The sequence below is a fragment of the Pseudoalteromonas sp. bablab_jr011 genome, assembly GCF_016464045.1.
Classification (GTDB): domain Bacteria; phylum Pseudomonadota; class Gammaproteobacteria; order Enterobacterales; family Alteromonadaceae; genus Pseudoalteromonas; species Pseudoalteromonas lipolytica.
In genome coordinates, this window is record NZ_JACDWU010000129.1 from 1 (window position 1) to 17189 (window position 17189).

14 protein-coding genes and 1 pseudogene are annotated in these 17189 nt (G+C 41.7%); all 15 read right to left on the reverse strand.

Annotated features, from left to right (window positions below; genetic code table 11):
• Window positions 1–374, reverse strand: a pseudogene (locus JIG41_RS05390) (hypothetical protein); the annotation flags it as partial.
• On the reverse strand, window positions 362–1270 hold the full coding sequence (locus JIG41_RS05395) for a hypothetical protein (RefSeq protein WP_199524377.1): 909 nt from the start codon (window positions 1268–1270) through the stop codon (window positions 362–364). The gene JIG41_RS05395 and the pseudogene JIG41_RS05390, both read right to left, overlap by 13 nt.
• On the reverse strand, window positions 1260–2291 hold the full coding sequence (locus JIG41_RS05400) for a DUF2169 domain-containing protein (protein ID WP_199524378.1): 1032 nt from the start codon (window positions 2289–2291) through the stop codon (window positions 1260–1262). Before JIG41_RS05400 ends, JIG41_RS05395 begins: the two co-directional genes overlap by 11 nt.
• Window positions 2281–3438, reverse strand: coding sequence for a hypothetical protein (locus JIG41_RS05405; protein ID WP_199524379.1), 1158 nt, complete (start codon window positions 3436–3438; stop codon window positions 2281–2283). Before JIG41_RS05405 ends, JIG41_RS05400 begins: the two co-directional genes overlap by 11 nt.
• 1 nt (window position 3439) lies before the next feature.
• Window positions 3440–3856, reverse strand: a complete 417-nt coding sequence (locus JIG41_RS05410) for a hypothetical protein (RefSeq protein ID WP_199524380.1) — start codon at window positions 3854–3856, stop codon at window positions 3440–3442.
• A gap of 15 nt (window positions 3857–3871) precedes the next feature.
• Window positions 3872–5893, reverse strand: coding sequence for a type VI secretion system tip protein TssI/VgrG (locus JIG41_RS05415; RefSeq protein ID WP_199524388.1), 2022 nt, complete (start codon window positions 5891–5893; stop codon window positions 3872–3874).
• Between the two features lie 21 nt (window positions 5894–5914).
• On the reverse strand, window positions 5915–8653 hold the full coding sequence (gene tssH, locus JIG41_RS05420; RefSeq protein ID WP_199524381.1) for a type VI secretion system ATPase TssH: 2739 nt from the start codon (window positions 8651–8653) through the stop codon (window positions 5915–5917).
• Between the two features lie 27 nt (window positions 8654–8680).
• Window positions 8681–9661: a type VI secretion system baseplate subunit TssG gene (gene tssG / locus JIG41_RS05425; protein ID WP_199524382.1), complete on the reverse strand. Its 981-nt coding sequence runs from the start codon at window positions 9659–9661 to the stop codon at window positions 8681–8683.
• The gene (gene tssF / locus JIG41_RS05430) at window positions 9658–11376 is read right to left on the reverse strand and encodes a type VI secretion system baseplate subunit TssF (protein ID WP_199524383.1); all 1719 of its coding nucleotides are present in this window, start codon (window positions 11374–11376) and stop codon (window positions 9658–9660) included. The genes tssG and tssF overlap by 4 nt, the downstream gene beginning before the upstream one ends.
• A 22-nt stretch (window positions 11377–11398) precedes the next feature.
• Window positions 11399–11806 carry a type VI secretion system baseplate subunit TssE gene (gene tssE, locus JIG41_RS05435; RefSeq protein WP_199524384.1) on the reverse strand — a complete coding sequence of 136 codons (408 nt, stop codon included), beginning with the start codon at window positions 11804–11806 and terminating at the stop codon, window positions 11399–11401.
• A gap of 54 nt (window positions 11807–11860) precedes the next feature.
• The gene (locus JIG41_RS05440; protein WP_054554067.1) at window positions 11861–12346 is read right to left on the reverse strand and encodes an Hcp family type VI secretion system effector; all 486 of its coding nucleotides are present in this window, start codon (window positions 12344–12346) and stop codon (window positions 11861–11863) included.
• A gap of 225 nt (window positions 12347–12571) precedes the next feature.
• The gene (gene tssC, locus JIG41_RS05445) at window positions 12572–14098 is read right to left on the reverse strand and encodes a type VI secretion system contractile sheath large subunit (protein ID WP_199524385.1); all 1527 of its coding nucleotides are present in this window, start codon (window positions 14096–14098) and stop codon (window positions 12572–12574) included.
• Window positions 14099–14108: 10 nt separating this feature from the next.
• Window positions 14109–14630, reverse strand: coding sequence for a type VI secretion system contractile sheath small subunit (gene tssB / locus JIG41_RS05450; RefSeq protein WP_199524386.1), 522 nt, complete (start codon window positions 14628–14630; stop codon window positions 14109–14111).
• 53 nt (window positions 14631–14683) lie between these two features.
• Window positions 14684–16237, reverse strand: coding sequence for a TssA family type VI secretion system protein (locus JIG41_RS05455; RefSeq protein ID WP_199524387.1), 1554 nt, complete (start codon window positions 16235–16237; stop codon window positions 14684–14686).
• Window positions 16234–17028: a TagF domain-containing protein gene (locus tag JIG41_RS05460; protein WP_249406615.1), complete on the reverse strand. Its 795-nt coding sequence runs from the start codon at window positions 17026–17028 to the stop codon at window positions 16234–16236. The genes JIG41_RS05455 and JIG41_RS05460 overlap by 4 nt, the downstream gene beginning before the upstream one ends.
• Window positions 17029–17189: the final 161 nt, after the last annotated feature.

Sequence of the window (17189 nt, forward strand, 5' to 3'; positions counted from 1 at the left end):
ACGTCCATATTCGTTTGCGGTTCGTTCCACGGCAGAATTGGCTCGTTTTTTTGGTTATCCCATTTTGGTGGCGGAATAATGTAAGTGGGAATAAAGGCATTAACCATTTCACCAAGTGTATGTTCTCGATACTTGGGTCTGACAATTTCATCTAAAAAAGCTGATTCGCCGGCAGTTCTGTCTGCAAAGATAGCCACGCCATTGGCCTTTCCTAGTGCACCGTTGCTTCGTGCACTATTGATTAGACCAAGTAATGTGGGGTTGTTATGGCGCCATGTTACACTGCCACCGCTTCGTACGTCAGCAGTGAGTGCATCTATGTCGTATTGTACGCTACCTGATTCTTTGCCAGCCATGGCATTTATATATGACATTCGCTTTCACTCCTTGAAATCTTAAATAACTGTTCGTTTGGCTGATTGAATACCACAAATACATGGTCACAATCAGTCATAAGCGGGTTCTGCAAATAGCTTCCGGCTAATGTAAATCCAGCTGATTGATTTGCCACACCTTGGTAACCAGTCACGGTGTTTAGTTCTGCAAACTCTATTAGTTCGTCATCATTTTTATAGTGCTTTTGGGTATAGCTAAACCACTGCTTTTGCCATTCATACGACTGCATGCCTGCAAAAATAAAAGGGTCACTCACCTGTATGTTTGCACTTTTGAGCTGAGTAGGCATTGGCTCATCAAAGGTCGTGGCTTTTAAACGACCTTGTCTGTGTACCAACAATGCATAGCCACCTTCGCCATTAATCACGCCGGCGGGGCCATTCAAAACCTGTACGGTGTGTTGCTTGGCTTGCTCTGCAACGTATTCAAAACTGATACATGAATCAATGGCTATTACTAACGTATCTGGTTCTGTTGATTCAAGCTGCCAGTCGCTCACTTGCTCAAAAGCGGGCGTTTGCGCTGGTATTGCGTCAGTCAATAATTCACTTAATGTGTCATTATCAATAACCGGTTGGCTGTCGTTGCCGTGCGGTAATATAAACAAAACTTTATTGACCCTAAATGAACGACACACACTTTTAAAGTCAATATTTTCAATAATATGAGATAAAATTAACATGCAACGTGTTTGTCTATCTAGTTGGGCAAGTTCTGCTAATTCAACAAACACATAAGGCGCATCTAAGCTAATATCACAACGTATCAGTGCTTTACTTGGCTTTGAAAACAACATTTGATTAGCCACTGCTGTATAAAAGCTTTCAGCTAAGCTGCCTGATGCATTCACATGATAAAGGCAATCAAACTGCATTTTCATCTCCTTGTTCAGCGACCAATATATTGCTGTTGCTTGCCACATTTTCACTGTTTATATGCCCGCGCCACAGAAGTGAAAAACACTGTGCATCTGAGTCAATCACTAACGTATCGCAGCGCATGTCGATATCTTGCCTAGTTAACGTATTAACCACTTGTACTATTGGCTTGAGCACAGGTAACTCTACCGTTTGTTGCTGGCCATATTCTTGTAACGGGTATAATCCGGTTAACGAAAACGCCCAGCCTTTTGTAAACGCATGTTTTGTTTGCTGATCAACGGGGGCTGTGTTGTAAACGTTGCTGGCTAATGAGGTTTTAAACGGGTATTTGCCTGCCATTAATGCTTGTTCGTCAATTTCTGGTATTAACTCAACACGGGGAGACCAATGACTTGGGATAGCAGAAAAACCAGCAGTGGATGCTTGATGGCTTGGCTTTCTTAAAACTTCATTTGCATATTCAATCGCTGGTAATAGCTGCCCTACTGCGTGTTTATTTTTAAGTTTAAACCCCACACCCAGCGGGTTTTCAAGTGAGTAGTCACTTGGAACATGAATCGCTTTGCCGCCATAAGCACGGCTATAACATAGAGCAGTTGGTAAAATTGGGGCTGGGTCGGTGGCAACAGGGCCTAATAATGATCGCCGCCACGTGCGTTCACCCGTTACGCGTAAACGCTTTTTAATTAAGGTTTTCTCGTTTTCCGCTAAGCAAAGCTCAACTTCGATAACCCGAGCTGTTTTTCCCTTTGGCGGATAAGCGGTAAAGTTACCATACACCTCAAAACCTTGCTTAAAAGCGACTTGTTCGTTCACTGCCACCAGCGGCTCGCTTGTTGGATCGCCTTTATATTCGTCGGCCATCACAATTTCAACACACGGATCCATTAAGCTGGTATTGCCTTTTTCATCAAATTCAAAGCTTTGTTTTACCAGCACAATATGCGAGGGCGAACCATCAGCTTGCCAACCTTCAAACAGACTTACTTGCCAAGGTGTAAAGTTATGCAGCATGCTGGGCTCCTGTTAATAAAGTTAGCCATTGCTTAGCTGTTTGTTGGGTGTGATAAAGGCCACAGGCCAGTGTTAACTCAAACTTAGGCGCGAGCACTCTCTGTACAATCTTACCGGCAAGTGGGGCTAATTGGTGTGCAGCATTCTCATTCGTAAAACTAATCCCTTTTAAAACACACTCCCCTTTGCTTAAGGCAAGTGCTTGTCTAGTATGCTCTGCATCGTGCAAATTTATACCCGCTTGCACATTATGTTGATTTTGAGCATTAACAAGCGTTAACGGCTCTGCCTTTTGCAAGGGTCTATCAGTTAAGATTAACCACGCTTGATATGCAGCTTCTTGAGTTTGCGCTACAGCCATTAGCTCAATCACCATAACAAGCGCTGGTTTATAAACATAATGACTCAAAACAGCTTGGCAATACTCAGGGTGTGCTTTACAAAATAATGCACAGGGTTCATGCCAGCGATTGTCGTTTACAAGACCAGCTAATTTTAATAATTGAGCTTTTTGTGCGGGCTCATTGGTGCTCGAAAACACTTTAAATAACTTATCACTTAAGCTGTTGTCGCGCTGGCAATAACAGTTAACCAAAGCTGCATAAACTAGAGTAAAATCATTGTGATCTAATGCGCTATTCAGTTCTGTGTCGTTAAGTGATTGCGAAAACAACATCGTTTTAAGTTGCTCTGGTAAGGACTCTTTCCCCTCTAATATTGTTGCTCTTAACGCTTTTTGTTCGGGAATATCCCAAAAGCTTAACTGCTGCGACAACAATGCAAAGTAAGACAACGCATGTTGCTTTTTTAGCTTAAGAAAATAATCACGGTTATCGTGTTCTGGCTTTGCAATTAAGCGTGTCGCACATAAGGCAAAAATAGCCTGTTTATCGCTTGCTAAAGCAAGCTCACAAAAATCATCACAGCTAAGTTCAGCAAGATCGTTAAAACTTTTTCCTTTAAAGTAATCACACGGCGACTCAGCCTTAAGTGCACCAAGCACGTAAAGGTGATTAAGCACTTGATTTTCTAGTACATCTTGCCGCGCAACACTGAACGCCCCAGATGCAAATAGCTTTTCTCTGTGCGCCATTAAGGTCGCAACGCGCTGCTGATGTTGTTTTAATTTAGAAACCGCTGCAAACATATTAATTAAGCCTAATAGGCCAACCTGCCAAGGTTAGGTCTTGCTGGCTATTTGCCGTTATGTCTTGACCTTCAAGCACAATGGTGCCGTCGGCAAACACCTCGATGCTGCCTTTTGCTGTTTGCAAACTAACACTCTGCTCAGCAGCAATTATTATATGGCCTGCGTTGTTAGTTATGTGTGCTGCTGGTGATTGTTCTGGCGCAGCTAAAAGTGCGGTTACAATGACACCTTGCTCGCTGTGCAGTACTACAACTTGGCTGCCGACTTTGCAGCAAGACACATGTGCAGCTTGTAATATGACGTTATAGCGAATGTGATTGATCATCACACTTAATACCTTACCTTGCGGTGACACTTCACTCACTTCTGCAAGGCTTTGTTGCTGATCAAATAACTGTTTTACTGTGGCTGTCATTTTCAATCCTTGAAATTAGTTATTACTAATTGCATTGCCTTTAATGGCTATATTTCGAGCTGATAAAGTGATATTGGTCGCATCAATCGTCAAATTCCCCGCAGCATCAATCTCAACACTTGCGCCGCCTTGGCTTAGCTGAATTGAGCCTTGTCCTTCACCTTTAATTGTGATGTTTGCGCCACTATTAAGTGTTAAATCACCATTTGGAGCTTGAAACTCTATATTGCCGTCTACCGAGTAAACACTAAAATCTTGCTCACTTTGTAGATTAAGTTCTTTCGAAGCTTTAAGCTCACTACTGCCATCGGTGGCTTCAATACGTGTATCAGCATCTGATTTTAATGTTAAATCGGCCGCCGCTGTCACATTAATGTCGCCCTCGCGAGTTTGAATTTGTAAGGTATTCTCTACACGATTTGTAAAGTTGCTGGCGGCAGTAAAAATGGCATCATTCTCAGCAACAAACTGAAGGTTTTCTTTGGCAGAAATTTTAACGTCACCATCTACCGATTTAAGTGTTGCATGATGGGCATTATCGGTTGCATCTAATAACAACTGGTTTTTATTGTCTTTATTAGCAAGACTGATTTTTTCTTCGCCACTTTTATCATCCATAATCAAGCTATGTCCTGCTCTAGTGACAAGCTTATTCTCAGTTGGGTTTTGGCTAGTAACAGGATTAGGTGCGCTTTGGTTATACAGTGCACCTAAAATAATAGGTCTATCTAGATCACCATTTTCACCGGTTACAAGTACTTCGGTGCCCTCTGTCAACGGGAAATGCATACCATGACCACTGCCACCATATTGCTGTAATAACCGAGTTGGACGGCTTTCTTGGCCCTCACCATCTTGATTAAAGGGTAAACGCACCAAATAATTGCCATCATCATCAACTTCTTGTTCAATTGTGGCATTAAAAGTTGCAAATACGCGCCTTGCTGCTGACAATTCAGCTCTAAAATCGACTGATACAGGTAATAAATAAGCTTGATTTTTATAGGTTAACCCTTTGACCTGTGAGCCATATTCTACAGCGGCTGACTGACTGCCCTTGTGATCAACTCGGGTAATTAAATACAGTCCCTTATACTCAGGGTGGTCATACACAGTAAGCAACATACCCGGCCTTAAAGCACGGCAATCGGTATCAATTATTAGCTGCTCTCGCTGACAATCAAATGCTTGCTGACGCACTTTAGCCAGCGAGTTACCAATATCGACTGTCGGAAAGTTATCTGCGTAATGACTGTCATCTCCAAAGCCTGGGTAACTGGTATTATTTGCTGTAGAAACGTTTAGGTTTCCTTGTGCTTTATAATTGTAATCATTGAGGGAGACGCTCTGTGGCTGTAACTGCGCCTTGCGACTAATAGCAAAAATACTTTCGCTATTGCGAACTTGCCCTGAGGGCGGCACATAACTAAGGCTAATGTCATCACACAGTCCAGAAAAATCTTTACTGCTGTTACATACTTTAAAGGTGCAATCGCCCCCTGTTTGCTCAACAAAACCATATACAAAGCCGTATTTTCGCATCAATCGAGTGACAAACTCATAATCTGTTTCGTTATATTGAACCGTCATTTCTAGGCTAGGGCCCGATGCCTGAATACTAAACTTTTGCATTGGAAAACCCGCTTTAGTGAATACACTTTTTACAATGGCTGCGGGGTCCATCATGGTGAATACGCGGTTAGAGTGTTGGTGTTTTAACACGGTTAAGTAAGAACTCAAGGTAAGCGTGTAATGATACCCTTGATGACTTTGTCCGTGCGCTGTAAAAGCACTTATTAGCCCAGAAATAGTACGGTCAGTCATAGACCATACTAAATTTAGGTTGGCATCTTTGCCTAACAGCATTTCTGCGCTTAAGTGCTCTTGACTTAAAACTTGAATATAAAAAGCATAGTCTTCACACAAGCTGTCATTAATTGATTCAAAATCTGTTACCGACACCATTCCATCGGGCAACCCTTGCACGCTGACACTAAAATGACTGGTATTGGCTTTTAGTTCATTTAGGCTATCCATGAATCCCATTGTTCAAATCCTTTATGCTTGGTCCGCGAAGGTTGCGGTAATTTCATCATTCTCATCAACGGCCAACGTGAGAATATCTGGCATGTCTTCTTCTGCCATAAACTCTAAAATTGACTTCGCAATACCCGGCAGAATTTGCTGCTCGATGACAGCATTCACCATACGCGCACCACTATCCGATAATCGGCATTGTTCTGTCAGTTTATTGAGCACTGTTTCATCAACACGAAGTTGCATTTTGTGATTATTCGCTAAACGTTTTGCGATACCATCTAGCTTTAAGCTGACAATTGATTGCAGTGCTTCTTTATCAAGTGCTAAATAAGGGATCACTTGCATACGCGCTAGTAACGCAGGTGCAAAAAACTGAAGTAACTGTGGCTTAATTAACTCTGTCAGCGCTGTAATCGAGGGTACTTGCCAAGGACTGCCGTCTTCATTTAACGGCGCTTGTTCGCTATTCAAGGCTGCGTTAATTTGTGCTTGATTTTCGGTATCAGCATTTTCATCGTCAGTCGGCTCAGTTAAATCAATTACATTTGGTGGGGTGCATGCATCAATCAGTTCGGCTGAGCCTAAGTTTGAAGTCATGATGATTACGGTATTTTTAAAGTCGATTTCACGGCCTTCACCATCACGCATACTGCCACGCTCAAACACTTGATAAAACATGTTCAGCACATCTTTGTGAGCTTTTTCTACTTCATCAAGCAAAATCACAGAGTATGGGCGCTGTCTTACTGCTTCTGTTAATACCCCACCTTCACCATAACCAACGTAACCCGGCGGCGACCCTTTAAGCTGCGATACAGTATGTGCTTCTTGGTACTCACTCATATTAATAGTGGTTAAAAACTTTTCTCCGCCAAACAATTGTTTAGCTAAACAACGCGCCGTTTCAGTTTTACCCACCCCAGACGGCCCAGCCAATAAAAATACACCAAGTGGTCCATATTCGTTACTGATCCCCGCCTTACTGACACGTAACGTTTGCGCTATTTTTGCAATCCCAGATTGCTGACCAATTACTTCTTGGCTTATCGTATTCTCGAGGGTTATTAAATTCGTGATTTGATCTTTCACCATGGCCCCTACGGGCACGCCAGTCCATTGCGAAATTATTTGCGCGACAGCATCAGCGTCAACTTCGCTGTATAGGCCGTTATCTTGGCTATTCTGCTCTTTTAGCGTTTGGCGTAAGTTAAGTAAAACGCTGCTGTCTACCTCATTTAATGTATTGGTCTGCTTGAACTCATTAATTTGTTTAAGTGTTGAAATTTGTGATTCACGTGCGCTGGTTAGTGCTGCTAAGTTTGTTTGCGCTGCATTAAGCTCTTGCTGTAAATACAGCAATTTATCCATATCAATCGCCAAACCTTGCTCACTCTCTGCGGCAATACTTTTAATACGTGTTTCAAGGTAATTAATGTGTTCGCGCTCGGATTCTATGGCAGCTGGGTCGGTTGCAAATGACATTCTTACTCTTGCTGCTGCAGTATCAAGCACATCAATCGCCTTATCGGGTAATTGACGGCCTGTTATATAGCGCGACGACAACACTACAGCGGCTTCAATTGCATCATCAGTAATTTGAATATTATGGTGTTGCTGATACTTATCTTTCAAACCCGCTAGCATGAGCTGCGCAGCTTGCTCTGTTGGCTCATCAACTTTAATAAGTTGAAAACGACGCTCAAGTGCGGCATCACGCTCAAAATACTTTTTATATTCGCTCCACGTCGTCGCGGCCACGGTACGCAACTCGCCACGTGCCAGTGCTGGTTTTAACAAATTGGCCGCATCACTCATGCCAGCATCGCCACCCGCACCAATCAGGGTGTGAGCTTCGTCAATAAACATGATAATAGGTGTAGTTGAATTTTTAACTTCATCAATCACTGTTTTTAAACGACGCTCAAATTCGCCTTTGACACCGGCACCTGCTTGCAATAAACCCATATCAAGCACAAGTAAACGTACACCTTTAAGGTCATCAGGGACTTGAGAGTCGACAATACGCTGTGCAAACCCTTCTACAACTGCTGTTTTACCTACTCCTGGCTCACCAACTAAAATTGGATTATTTTTACGACGACGGCAAAGTACATCAACCATCATACGAATTTCGTCATTACGCCCTCGAACAGGATCAATTTTACCTAGCTTCGCTTTTTCAGTTAGGTCTTCACAGTACTCATCAAGTGCGCCACCTTGAGAGTTTTGCTGATTTGCAGACGCTTGTTGCGTTGCATGTTTTGCCTGTGGGTTTAGGCGTTCACTGGAGCTCTGGCACAACTTGTCGAGATTTTCAGCTATAAAGCGCGCATCAATTTTTTCTAGTAACGCAGGCAATTGCAGTACGGGGCTATAAGGCAATAATTCGGTTAATGCATCGATTAGTGCTGCACCTGTTATCCAGTCACTTTTGTGCTGAACATTAGCACTTAGCCATGCACGCTCTAACCACTCATAAAGCCTACGCGAAAAAACAGGTTTACTTTGATTACCCGCAGGTTGACGATTTAAAAAGTCGAGAAGCTCATGCCAAACCGCGTCTTGATTAATATTAAAAAAGTGAAAAATATGCTCTAGATCACCATTCCCTCCCTCTTCCATCAACTTAATTAATAAGTGTTCAGGTAACACTTCATAATGACTACGACTACTCGCAAACCCAGCTGCAGACTCAAGTGCTGTTGCAGTATGGCCATTTAGTTTGTCGATAAGTTGTTTTATGCCTTTTGCATCCATGTTGTTTTCCTTAAATCCTGATTACTTTTAATGTTGATATTGTTGATGTGTGTAGCTGTGAACGCTGATGTTTTCCTCAGCACTCCCCAAATAAGAGTTATGACCCAGCAATAAAACGCTTTGTCCTATGGCCTGTTCTTTCACGGCTTTATTGGCTACTTTTATTTGGCAAATCCATTGCACATTACTCGGTAAGTGCGTGCTTAGCATGGCTGCCATTTTTTTACCTTGCGAGTGTTGAGGGTTAAGCGCTATCGCTGTTTCAGAATCGACAGGACCAATAACTATGGTCAGTACACTGCCACTCACCAGCACTCGCTCACCCAGTACAGCTGACTCGCCTAACACCATTTGTTGATCTTTACCAAATGAACTTGGTGAATCTATTTGTTGCCAATTCGCGCGCGTATCATCAACACACAGTTGCTCAACGTCTAACGAGTGACGAAGTAATTGCGCTAAGCCCGCAGCACTAGTTTGCTTTAAGCTCGCGATACCGCACTGTACCTTTTGCTCAGTTTTGCTTGATAAAATAGCCTCTATTAAGTGGTCAAATTGCTCAGCTCCACGACCCTCAACATTAATATGTGACTTTTTCCATGCTTGGAATAGTTGGCAATAAAGTACATGGTTAAACATGTCTAAAAATTGCCTAACTCGCCCGCCGCTTTGCTCATCGCTTGCGGCCTGTTCTAGTAAATAATGTGGCATAGGTGCATCTACGCCATACAAGCCTAAAAATGAAGTCGATAAACTTAAACGGCCGCGCCCTTGATTATCTAGCTCACAGCTTCGAACATCTGTGGCAGGAAAGCCTAGCTCTTTGTAAGGCTTAAACAGCACTCGCTCACTGATGCCTTTTTCAAGCTCTAAGGGCGTTGCCCAGTGCTTTTCTATAAGGCTCATCGCCTTAAACAGGTTAAACTGCCAAGGAGTTGCAATAAGCTTTTCAATAGGTACTGGCAGCTTTGCCCATACTGGGTGCTTAGTTGATTCGTACATATTCATAACTGGTAGCTCTTTCCTGGTTCAATTTCCCAGCAATGAGTTTTATAACTTGGAATCGCATTAACGCGAGTTTGCACGCTTTCATTGATTGGCGCGTACATCAAAAAGAACTGATGCAACATATTGCAAAAATGGTATAGGTCAGCATCACAAACAAATTTACTCTCATCAATGTCAATCAGTACATCAACACCTTTAATGAAAATACCGCGTTTAATTTGGCTTATGGGGGTGGCAGTAATTTTTTGTATACTATCAATACGTAAACGATTTTCTGCTTTTTTTGACCAGTCAAATAGTACAAGTAAACGTTTTAATTCAGTAACTTGTGTTATTTGCGAAAACTTTACATTTAATAAGCTGATCAATTGCCAATGCTTTGGTTGGTCAGGGCAAGGTAAATAGTTTGTTGGCCGAATAACATTTTCAACATTGGCAATACTGGGCATGCTAGGGCCACCAATATTCAGATCGCCCTCTTGTAATAGTTGCCTTGGCCAACCAGCATTAAACACTGTTAAATCAACTGATAAGGTTTCTTTTTCTTCTTCTAAGTTAAAAGGTAACTGTAGATAATGGCAAGGTGCAGCGGCACCAACATCTTTTGTTAAAACAGTAAAAAGCTTTTTTTCGTCTTCAAAAACGCTTTGATATCGCGGCGTGTAATCATATGACTTACCACTTAACGAGTTGCGCCCTTTTACCTCATTAATGGTATAGCTAAATATATGATCGGTGCGATTTTGATCAGCAGTGATCATATAATCTGTACGGTTAGACTCAATACGAATAGGCTCAGCTGGTTGTGCAAACAAATTAATCGCTGGCACACAGTTAAGTAAAATATTATCACGGCTGAGTTGATGTCCCGGTGGAAGTTTACTACTGCCTCTAAACACTAACTCAAATCGGTCGATATGCTCGGGTAAAGTAAAATCTTTTAAGCCATTAAAACGCATAAAGTAAAAACGATCTTTGGCATTAAAATAATCAAGTAGTAACGCATAACCCGGATGACTTTGTTCGGCATGTGGTAACAAAGCGCCATCAATATCTAAGTAGCTTGCACTACATCCCTTCACTTTTAACTTTTTGTTGTGCTCAAAATGTGATGGCCCAAAATCTATCTCTGTAAATTGCTCTGCTGTTTTTAATAACTTAAACAACGAGCTGCATAAAGGCGTGTCACCTCGTAAATAAAACTGTAGATTTGATAAGTCGTAATTTTTCCGCTCCCCTTGACACACAAAACGTAAGCCAACACGAAGCTCTGAACCTAAATGCGATTCTTGATAGCGCACATGTTCCACATCAAGTGGGCTTAGCTGTAAATCGTGGGTGGTAGTAAAAGTGATATTTTTATTATCGACTACAGACTTTTCAGCACTCAAAGTAAGCCCTTTTTCTATTAGATGCGATTTTTGCATTGCTAACTTAGGGTTAAACTTCACAACTGTGCTAGAAGGGTAGTAGCTTAACAAAATTGGACAGAGTTGACGCAACACTTGCTCTGATACTTCTGGTACTGACTCATCTAAGCGCTTTTGAGTATGCGCAGTTAAATACGCAACACCTTCAAGTAACCGCTCAATATGAGGATCACGATCTTTGAGTGCATCAATATTCAGCATGCCCGCATGCTCCGGGTAATGCTGCGCAAATTGTTTGCCTGCTTGAGTTAATAAACGCATTTGAGCATCAAAATATTGTTGCATTTTTTTATCCTTTTACGCTAAATCAATCAAATTGCTTGGCATGCTCTACTACATCGGCTTTACCACCTGACTCAAATCGTGTATTGAGTTTTATGCACTGACCTGATGTTAGAAACGCTTGAATATCAAGCCTAATTACGCAATTTTCTTCACGAATTTCCATCGGAATAACATTGGCATAGCGAACGCGGGGTTCGTATTTCTCAATCAATTTTTTAACTTCAAACGCCAGAGTGTGCTGAGAATAGGGTAAGCCTTCATAGATATCCTCGACATCGGGGAGCCCGTAATCTGCTAAGTGTTTTAAAACACCACGACGTGCATTAAGAAGTTCATTCAAATGTTTACAAACACTATGTTGCTCATCAGTTTGAAAACCTTGACTACCCGTTCGTGTGACAGGTTGAGTTAAAAAATCGAATAACGCCATAAACTTACCTCTAATAAAAGGATATGCTCTCGCATATCCTTTAGGTTTCTCGACTTATCGACCTTCAGTCCAAGAGTCAGAGAACTCAATGTTGCCATCAAGGTAAGTCCACGTAATGCGCTTATAACGTAGGCTAACTGTTTCAAGGTGCGGATAACGCTCCTTGTCTAAGTCTTTTACGTTATGCATTGTTGGTAAAATTGAGGTGATTTTTACATCTTCCAACTTGTGGCAGAAATATTCACGCTCGGTCCCTGTGTCATCAATACGGTACCATTTAAGCTCAAGTTGCTTTAATGTTTGACCGTTTGAACACGCTTTGTACAAGTACGGTGTTGCTGCATCAACCGCTTTTGTAATAACAAAAGGTTCGTGCTTACGCGTACCTGTAAGTTCGCCTGTATCGTTATCTGTAGGAATGCGAAGTTCATGATCAAAGTGTAGGATCTCAATTGAACCTTCACGCTCTGCAACAGTTACAGAACCTTTGATGTCATTACCTTGGTCATCCTTTAACCACATATACGCTGGAATTGCCATTTCATTATTCTCCTTTTAGAATGAATTGTTTCCTATTAGATGGCATAGGCATAAACAACCTTGTTTATGCCCCCCAAAAAGCCCGATGCTTCATGCCACTGGGGAACATGTCCCAAGTTGGGTGCAACCAACTTGGGGCAATTCTGTTACACCAACCAGCTACTCACCAAATTGACGTCTTTGTATACAGCCTGCTTAAATCCGTTTCATCGGCGGCTTGGCAGTTCATTTTTCCCCAGGCATCTGACCTACAAGCGCTAAACGAACATCAATCCCTTCAACTTGAAAGTGTGGGACAATGTAGGTGCTTACACGGTAATAGCCAGGGTTACCCGGAATTTCAGACACTGTTACTTTTGCATCTTTTAATGGGTGGGTAGCTATTAATGATTCGTCAGGGTTATTCATCTTAGTAACCAACGCGCCTAACCAATCATTGAGTTGTTGCTCTAGCTCATGGCGAGGTTTGCTAGAACCAATATTTTCTCGCTGTAGCACTTTTAAATAATGAGCAATACGAGACACCAAGAAAATATATGGTAAACGCGAGTTAATACGTGCATTTGCAGTGGCTTCATGTGTTTCTAGCACTTGCGGTTTTTGTGCACTATTTGCAGAAAAGAAACAGGCAAAATCAGAATTTTTATAATAACTAAGTGGAATAAAGCCTTGGTTAGCAAATTCAAGCTCTTTCGTTTCTGAAATAAGGACTTCGGTAGGTATTTTAGTTTCCGATCCTTTTCCTGCTTCAAATGAATGCAGAGGTAAATTCTCTACTTTACCACCAGACTGCGGACCACGAATATTGACCGCCCAACCATTATCATGAAAACTGCGAATAATGTTTGCCGCAAATGCAAACGTTGCATTACCCCATAAATAACGCTCATGGTGCTGACTGTTTACATCTTCTTGGTAGTTAAAATTACGAATTGGATTTGTTTCACCGTACGGTAAACGCAATAAGAAACGTGGGAATGCTAAACCAATGTAACGTGAATCTTCTGACTCTCTAAAGTTCTTCCAACGTAAGAACTCTGCACGCTCCATGTATGAGCCAATATCTTGAATTTTAGATACTTCATCAAGTGAATCTTTCAAGAAGAACTTAGGTCCTACACTGCCCATAAACGGACAATGTGCGGCAGCTGATACCCGTGAAATTTCTTGTAGTAACGATACGTCAGGTGCAGAACAATCAAACTCAAAATTAGACACCATTGTCGAAACTGGTTCACCGCCTGGGGTGTCATAATCGGAGGTATAAACGTGCTTATAAAGTGCTGATTGTGTAGTATCAGGCGCTTCTTCAAAGTCATCGCGCAGTGTTTCTTTATCAACATCTAGCATTTCAATTTTGATGTTCGCGTTATTAGGCGTACGGTTAATTAAGTAACGTAATGATCGCCACGCTGATTCAACTTTTTGAAAATCTGGATGATGTAATATCTGATCCAGTTGCTGTGAAATGATCGTATCTACTTTTGCGATATAGTCATCTAATAATAGCTTATCGATTCGAGTAACTGATTCACCACTCGTGCCAGCCATATCTAAAAATACGTTAATTGCTGCTGTGAGTCGCTCGTTAGCGCGAGTCTCGGCTAAGTTGCTTGCATCACGAAAAGTATCTAGCTTAATTTCGCTACCTACGGGAGCAATATCAACCATACTGCATAAATTCTCATAGGTTGATACCGGTGCTTGCTCAACAGTGTGAGCCGCTACATTTAATTGTTCTTGCATTGACATGGCAACGTCCTTATTCAGTCACAGGTTGTTTTTCGTCTTCTGATGCAAGCGGCGCTATTTCATCTAGCTTCGCTTTTAATTCATCAAGCTCAGGTTGGTTCTGTAAAACACGTTCCAACTCTTTTCTAAGCGATGAGTTATCAAGAAGATTTGACTTTAAATCACGCAATAAATTACGCATTGCCATCATCTTATTTAGCTCAGGGACTTGCGCTGCAACTTGCTCAGGATCAAATGACTTAAATGAATCAAACTGCAAATTAACGTTGATTTCTCCATCGCCTTTTATTTTATTATTGACCTGAAAATTGGCTTTAGGGGCAATATCTTTTAACACTTGTTCAATGTTATTTTTATTGATGGTCACGCGTTCACGCTCAGCTAGTTCTTGGCTATTTTGGCCATTTGAATAGTCACCAATAACCAGCATTTTTAGAGGTAATTCACTCTTTTGTGATGCCCCATCTGTATCAAGCTCTAGCGAGATATTGATCCGCGCTCGTGGTATCTCTTTTTGAAATGTATCTGTCATGTTTCTTCCTTTGCAGTTTGTTTGTCTAACGACTCAATTCCAATTCGGCGTGGTTAAACCCAAGCAATTGCTTGCGCAGGGTTCGTAACCATCATTCGCTGACTAATTTGCTTAGCAGCTAAACTCATGTCATCACTCTCTGTCTGGGACAAGTTGGCATAACATTGCTTGGCAAAACGCCATACTTCCATGCAAAACGGTTGTTGCCACTTCGCTAATTGATAGGTTTCAATTTGCTCGAGTAATTCGGTTAAAATGGCTAAAGCATGTTCGTAGTGCTCAGCCTTAATAAGCAACTTTGCCTTAAGTAACTGACATTGTGCTTGATCAAATCCGGTTGGCGTAGCTAGTTGTGCTGCGAGGCTAAGCGCATTACTGAGCTGCCCTTTTGCAACTTCTTCGCATAAGGCTTTATATTGCTCATCGAACAAATTAACTTGCGATTGCTGAGAATCATTTTGAGTAGCCTGCGCATTAGCAATTTCCCGTAACGCTTCTTTATTGGCAGGGCTGCATAACCCCGAACCATCGTCGTACTGTAAATTTGTTAATAACGGAAAGTGATTAACTAACCCAACAAGCTGCTGCTCTAACCATTGAACTAACTTCACTTTATTGAGTTGTTTTAGTGCCGCGATTGTTAGCATTTGCAAATTCAAATTAAATTGCATTGCCCCTTCCATAAATAGACCTTCAGCAAGTAACAATGCGTGTTCAGCTTGCTCAGCAGCAAGCGCATTTTCGATTGGTGCAAATGCCGCTGCACGGGGAGCGGGTAAACGTGTTTTACCATTGTCATTAGCAGGAATAGCTAAACCAGACCAGCGTGCAGCACGAGAAAGCTTTAAAACACGCTCAAAATTATTGTGCTCTTTATCAAAGTTAAGAAGCTCTCGTATCGCAGCTAAATAAGTCGTGTCACTAGCAATTTCTGTAACTTTAGGGACGGCACTCATCGCTTTAGTCTGACTGCCTTGTGAAATAGGCTCTGCAGTAGCAGTTTGAGTGACTGGTTTTAGGTCGCTAGGCTCCTGTTCAGGCACTGGCTTAACGACTGGATTTCGCTTTATTTGCTCTAAAACCCATTCATTAAGGGTTGATAGAGGCCCTGATTCCGCGTCGAGCATTGGTACTGATACATGATTATACTCTGCAAGTACGTTTTCTAATTCAGCCCACTGCTCTGGGCTTGAATTCTGCCCTTGAGAAATGCCTTTTAGTCGCTCTTGTTGTTGTAAAAACCACGTATTAACAGCACTGCGCATACGCGCTTTGAGTGGATGAACCTGCTCTGTAAAGCGAGCTAACAATTGATTTAAAAGCTTTAAAGAATAGGTTAAACCAATAACACCAAACTCACTGGTTGCCGCTAAGCATAAGTAGCTCACAATACGTAAGTCTTTACTTTGGTTTCGCAATAAGTCAGTGGCTTGAATAAACATGACTTTAAAGTCAACTTCACCAACACCTGATGATGAGGCTTTTAATGTTTTAAACGTTTCTTCATATTTAAGATCTTCACCACACGCTAATCCAGATAACGGACTGCTTAGGTCATCAAGCCACTCTTGCCAGCTGTTGTGAGTATGAGGAATTATAAGGCTCATGCTTTGCACCACCTTCTTAAAGCATCATAAACACTCATATTGTCCATATCTGCAAAATTAAGACTGTACTCGCTCGGCACTTGATCCTGTGACAAATTAACCAGATCAACGATATCGTTTGATTTATCTTCCGCAAGCCACACTGAGCCAAAATACGACGCAGGTACAGGACGACAAAATACCGTTAGACTTGGCGGGTTATTTTGGCTACCTAATTGATAAAAAAACCAGGGTTGCCAATTATGATCCGCAACCATAGAGGCAATTAAATGCAACCAAAAACCTGCAACTAACGCGCTTTCATGTGTAAATGAAGGCATAGGAAGGCGAATACCAAATTGCGTGCGCAAACACCCACGATTAGCAATCGACTTTAACACCGCAGAGAGCTCTTCAATTAATATTGCTCTTCGGTGAATATCATTAATTCCCAAATGCTGCCACACAACACTCATTGGGATACTGCGTAATTTATCCAGTTCTAAATTCAAGTTAGGTTGATGTTTCAGTGCATCGGCTACTTTGCTATACGAATTAGCTTGTTCAGCCATTGCATCAATAGAGTTCGCCTGAACTATACGATCATTCACGCCTAATAAGTGCTCAATGACATGACTTGCAAACAAAAACAAAAATGCAGGATGACGCTTGTAGGTCTCAAGTCCGCTATAAATAAATGAGCTAAATGGATAAAAACGGCCACTGCTATCGGCACTTGGCTGCAATACACCTAGTAAACTACTGTCATCACTATTTCCTGACACAAAAAATAATGAGGCAACACCATTCAATGCCGTAGTTTTTCCGCCTATTGGCGTTGTTTCCTAAAAGTTTGAACTATCTTGCCAGCCTGTGATCAGATCATCTATATCCTACTAGCCCGTGCAACAACAATGAGCAAAATCACAAACTGGTCTCACTATAATCAAGCCCTCGTTAACCGCGGTAATAT

Bases quoted from the DNA above. Each gene is read 5' to 3' on its own strand.
- tssC (WP_199524385.1), bottom strand. From the start codon at position 14,098: ATGTCAATGCAAGAACAATTAAATGTAGCGGCTCACACTGTTGAGCAA.
- JIG41_RS05395 (WP_199524377.1), bottom strand. From the start codon at position 1,270: ATGCAGTTTGATTGCCTTTATCATGTGAATGCATCAGGCAGCTTAGCT.
- tssH (WP_199524381.1), bottom strand. From the start codon at position 8,653: ATGGATGCAAAAGGCATAAAACAACTTATCGACAAACTAAATGGCCAT.
- tssE (WP_199524384.1), bottom strand. From the start codon at position 11,806: ATGGCGTTATTCGATTTTTTAACTCAACCTGTCACACGAACGGGTAGT.
- JIG41_RS05455 (WP_199524387.1), bottom strand. From the start codon at position 16,237: ATGAGCCTTATAATTCCTCATACTCACAACAGCTGGCAAGAGTGGCTT.
- JIG41_RS05400 (WP_199524378.1), bottom strand. From the start codon at position 2,291: ATGCTGCATAACTTTACACCTTGGCAAGTAAGTCTGTTTGAAGGTTGG.
- JIG41_RS05415 (WP_199524388.1), bottom strand. From the start codon at position 5,893: ATGGATAGCCTAAATGAACTAAAAGCCAATACCAGTCATTTTAGTGTC.
- tssB (WP_199524386.1), bottom strand. From the start codon at position 14,630: ATGACAGATACATTTCAAAAAGAGATACCACGAGCGCGGATCAATATC.
- tssF (WP_199524383.1), bottom strand. From the start codon at position 11,376: ATGCAACAATATTTTGATGCTCAAATGCGTTTATTAACTCAAGCAGGC.
- JIG41_RS05410 (WP_199524380.1), bottom strand. From the start codon at position 3,856: ATGACAGCCACAGTAAAACAGTTATTTGATCAGCAACAAAGCCTTGCA.
- JIG41_RS05405 (WP_199524379.1), bottom strand. From the start codon at position 3,438: ATGTTTGCAGCGGTTTCTAAATTAAAACAACATCAGCAGCGCGTTGCG.
- JIG41_RS05440 (WP_054554067.1), bottom strand. From the start codon at position 12,346: ATGGCAATTCCAGCGTATATGTGGTTAAAGGATGACCAAGGTAATGAC.
- tssG (WP_199524382.1), bottom strand. From the start codon at position 9,661: ATGAATATGTACGAATCAACTAAGCACCCAGTATGGGCAAAGCTGCCA.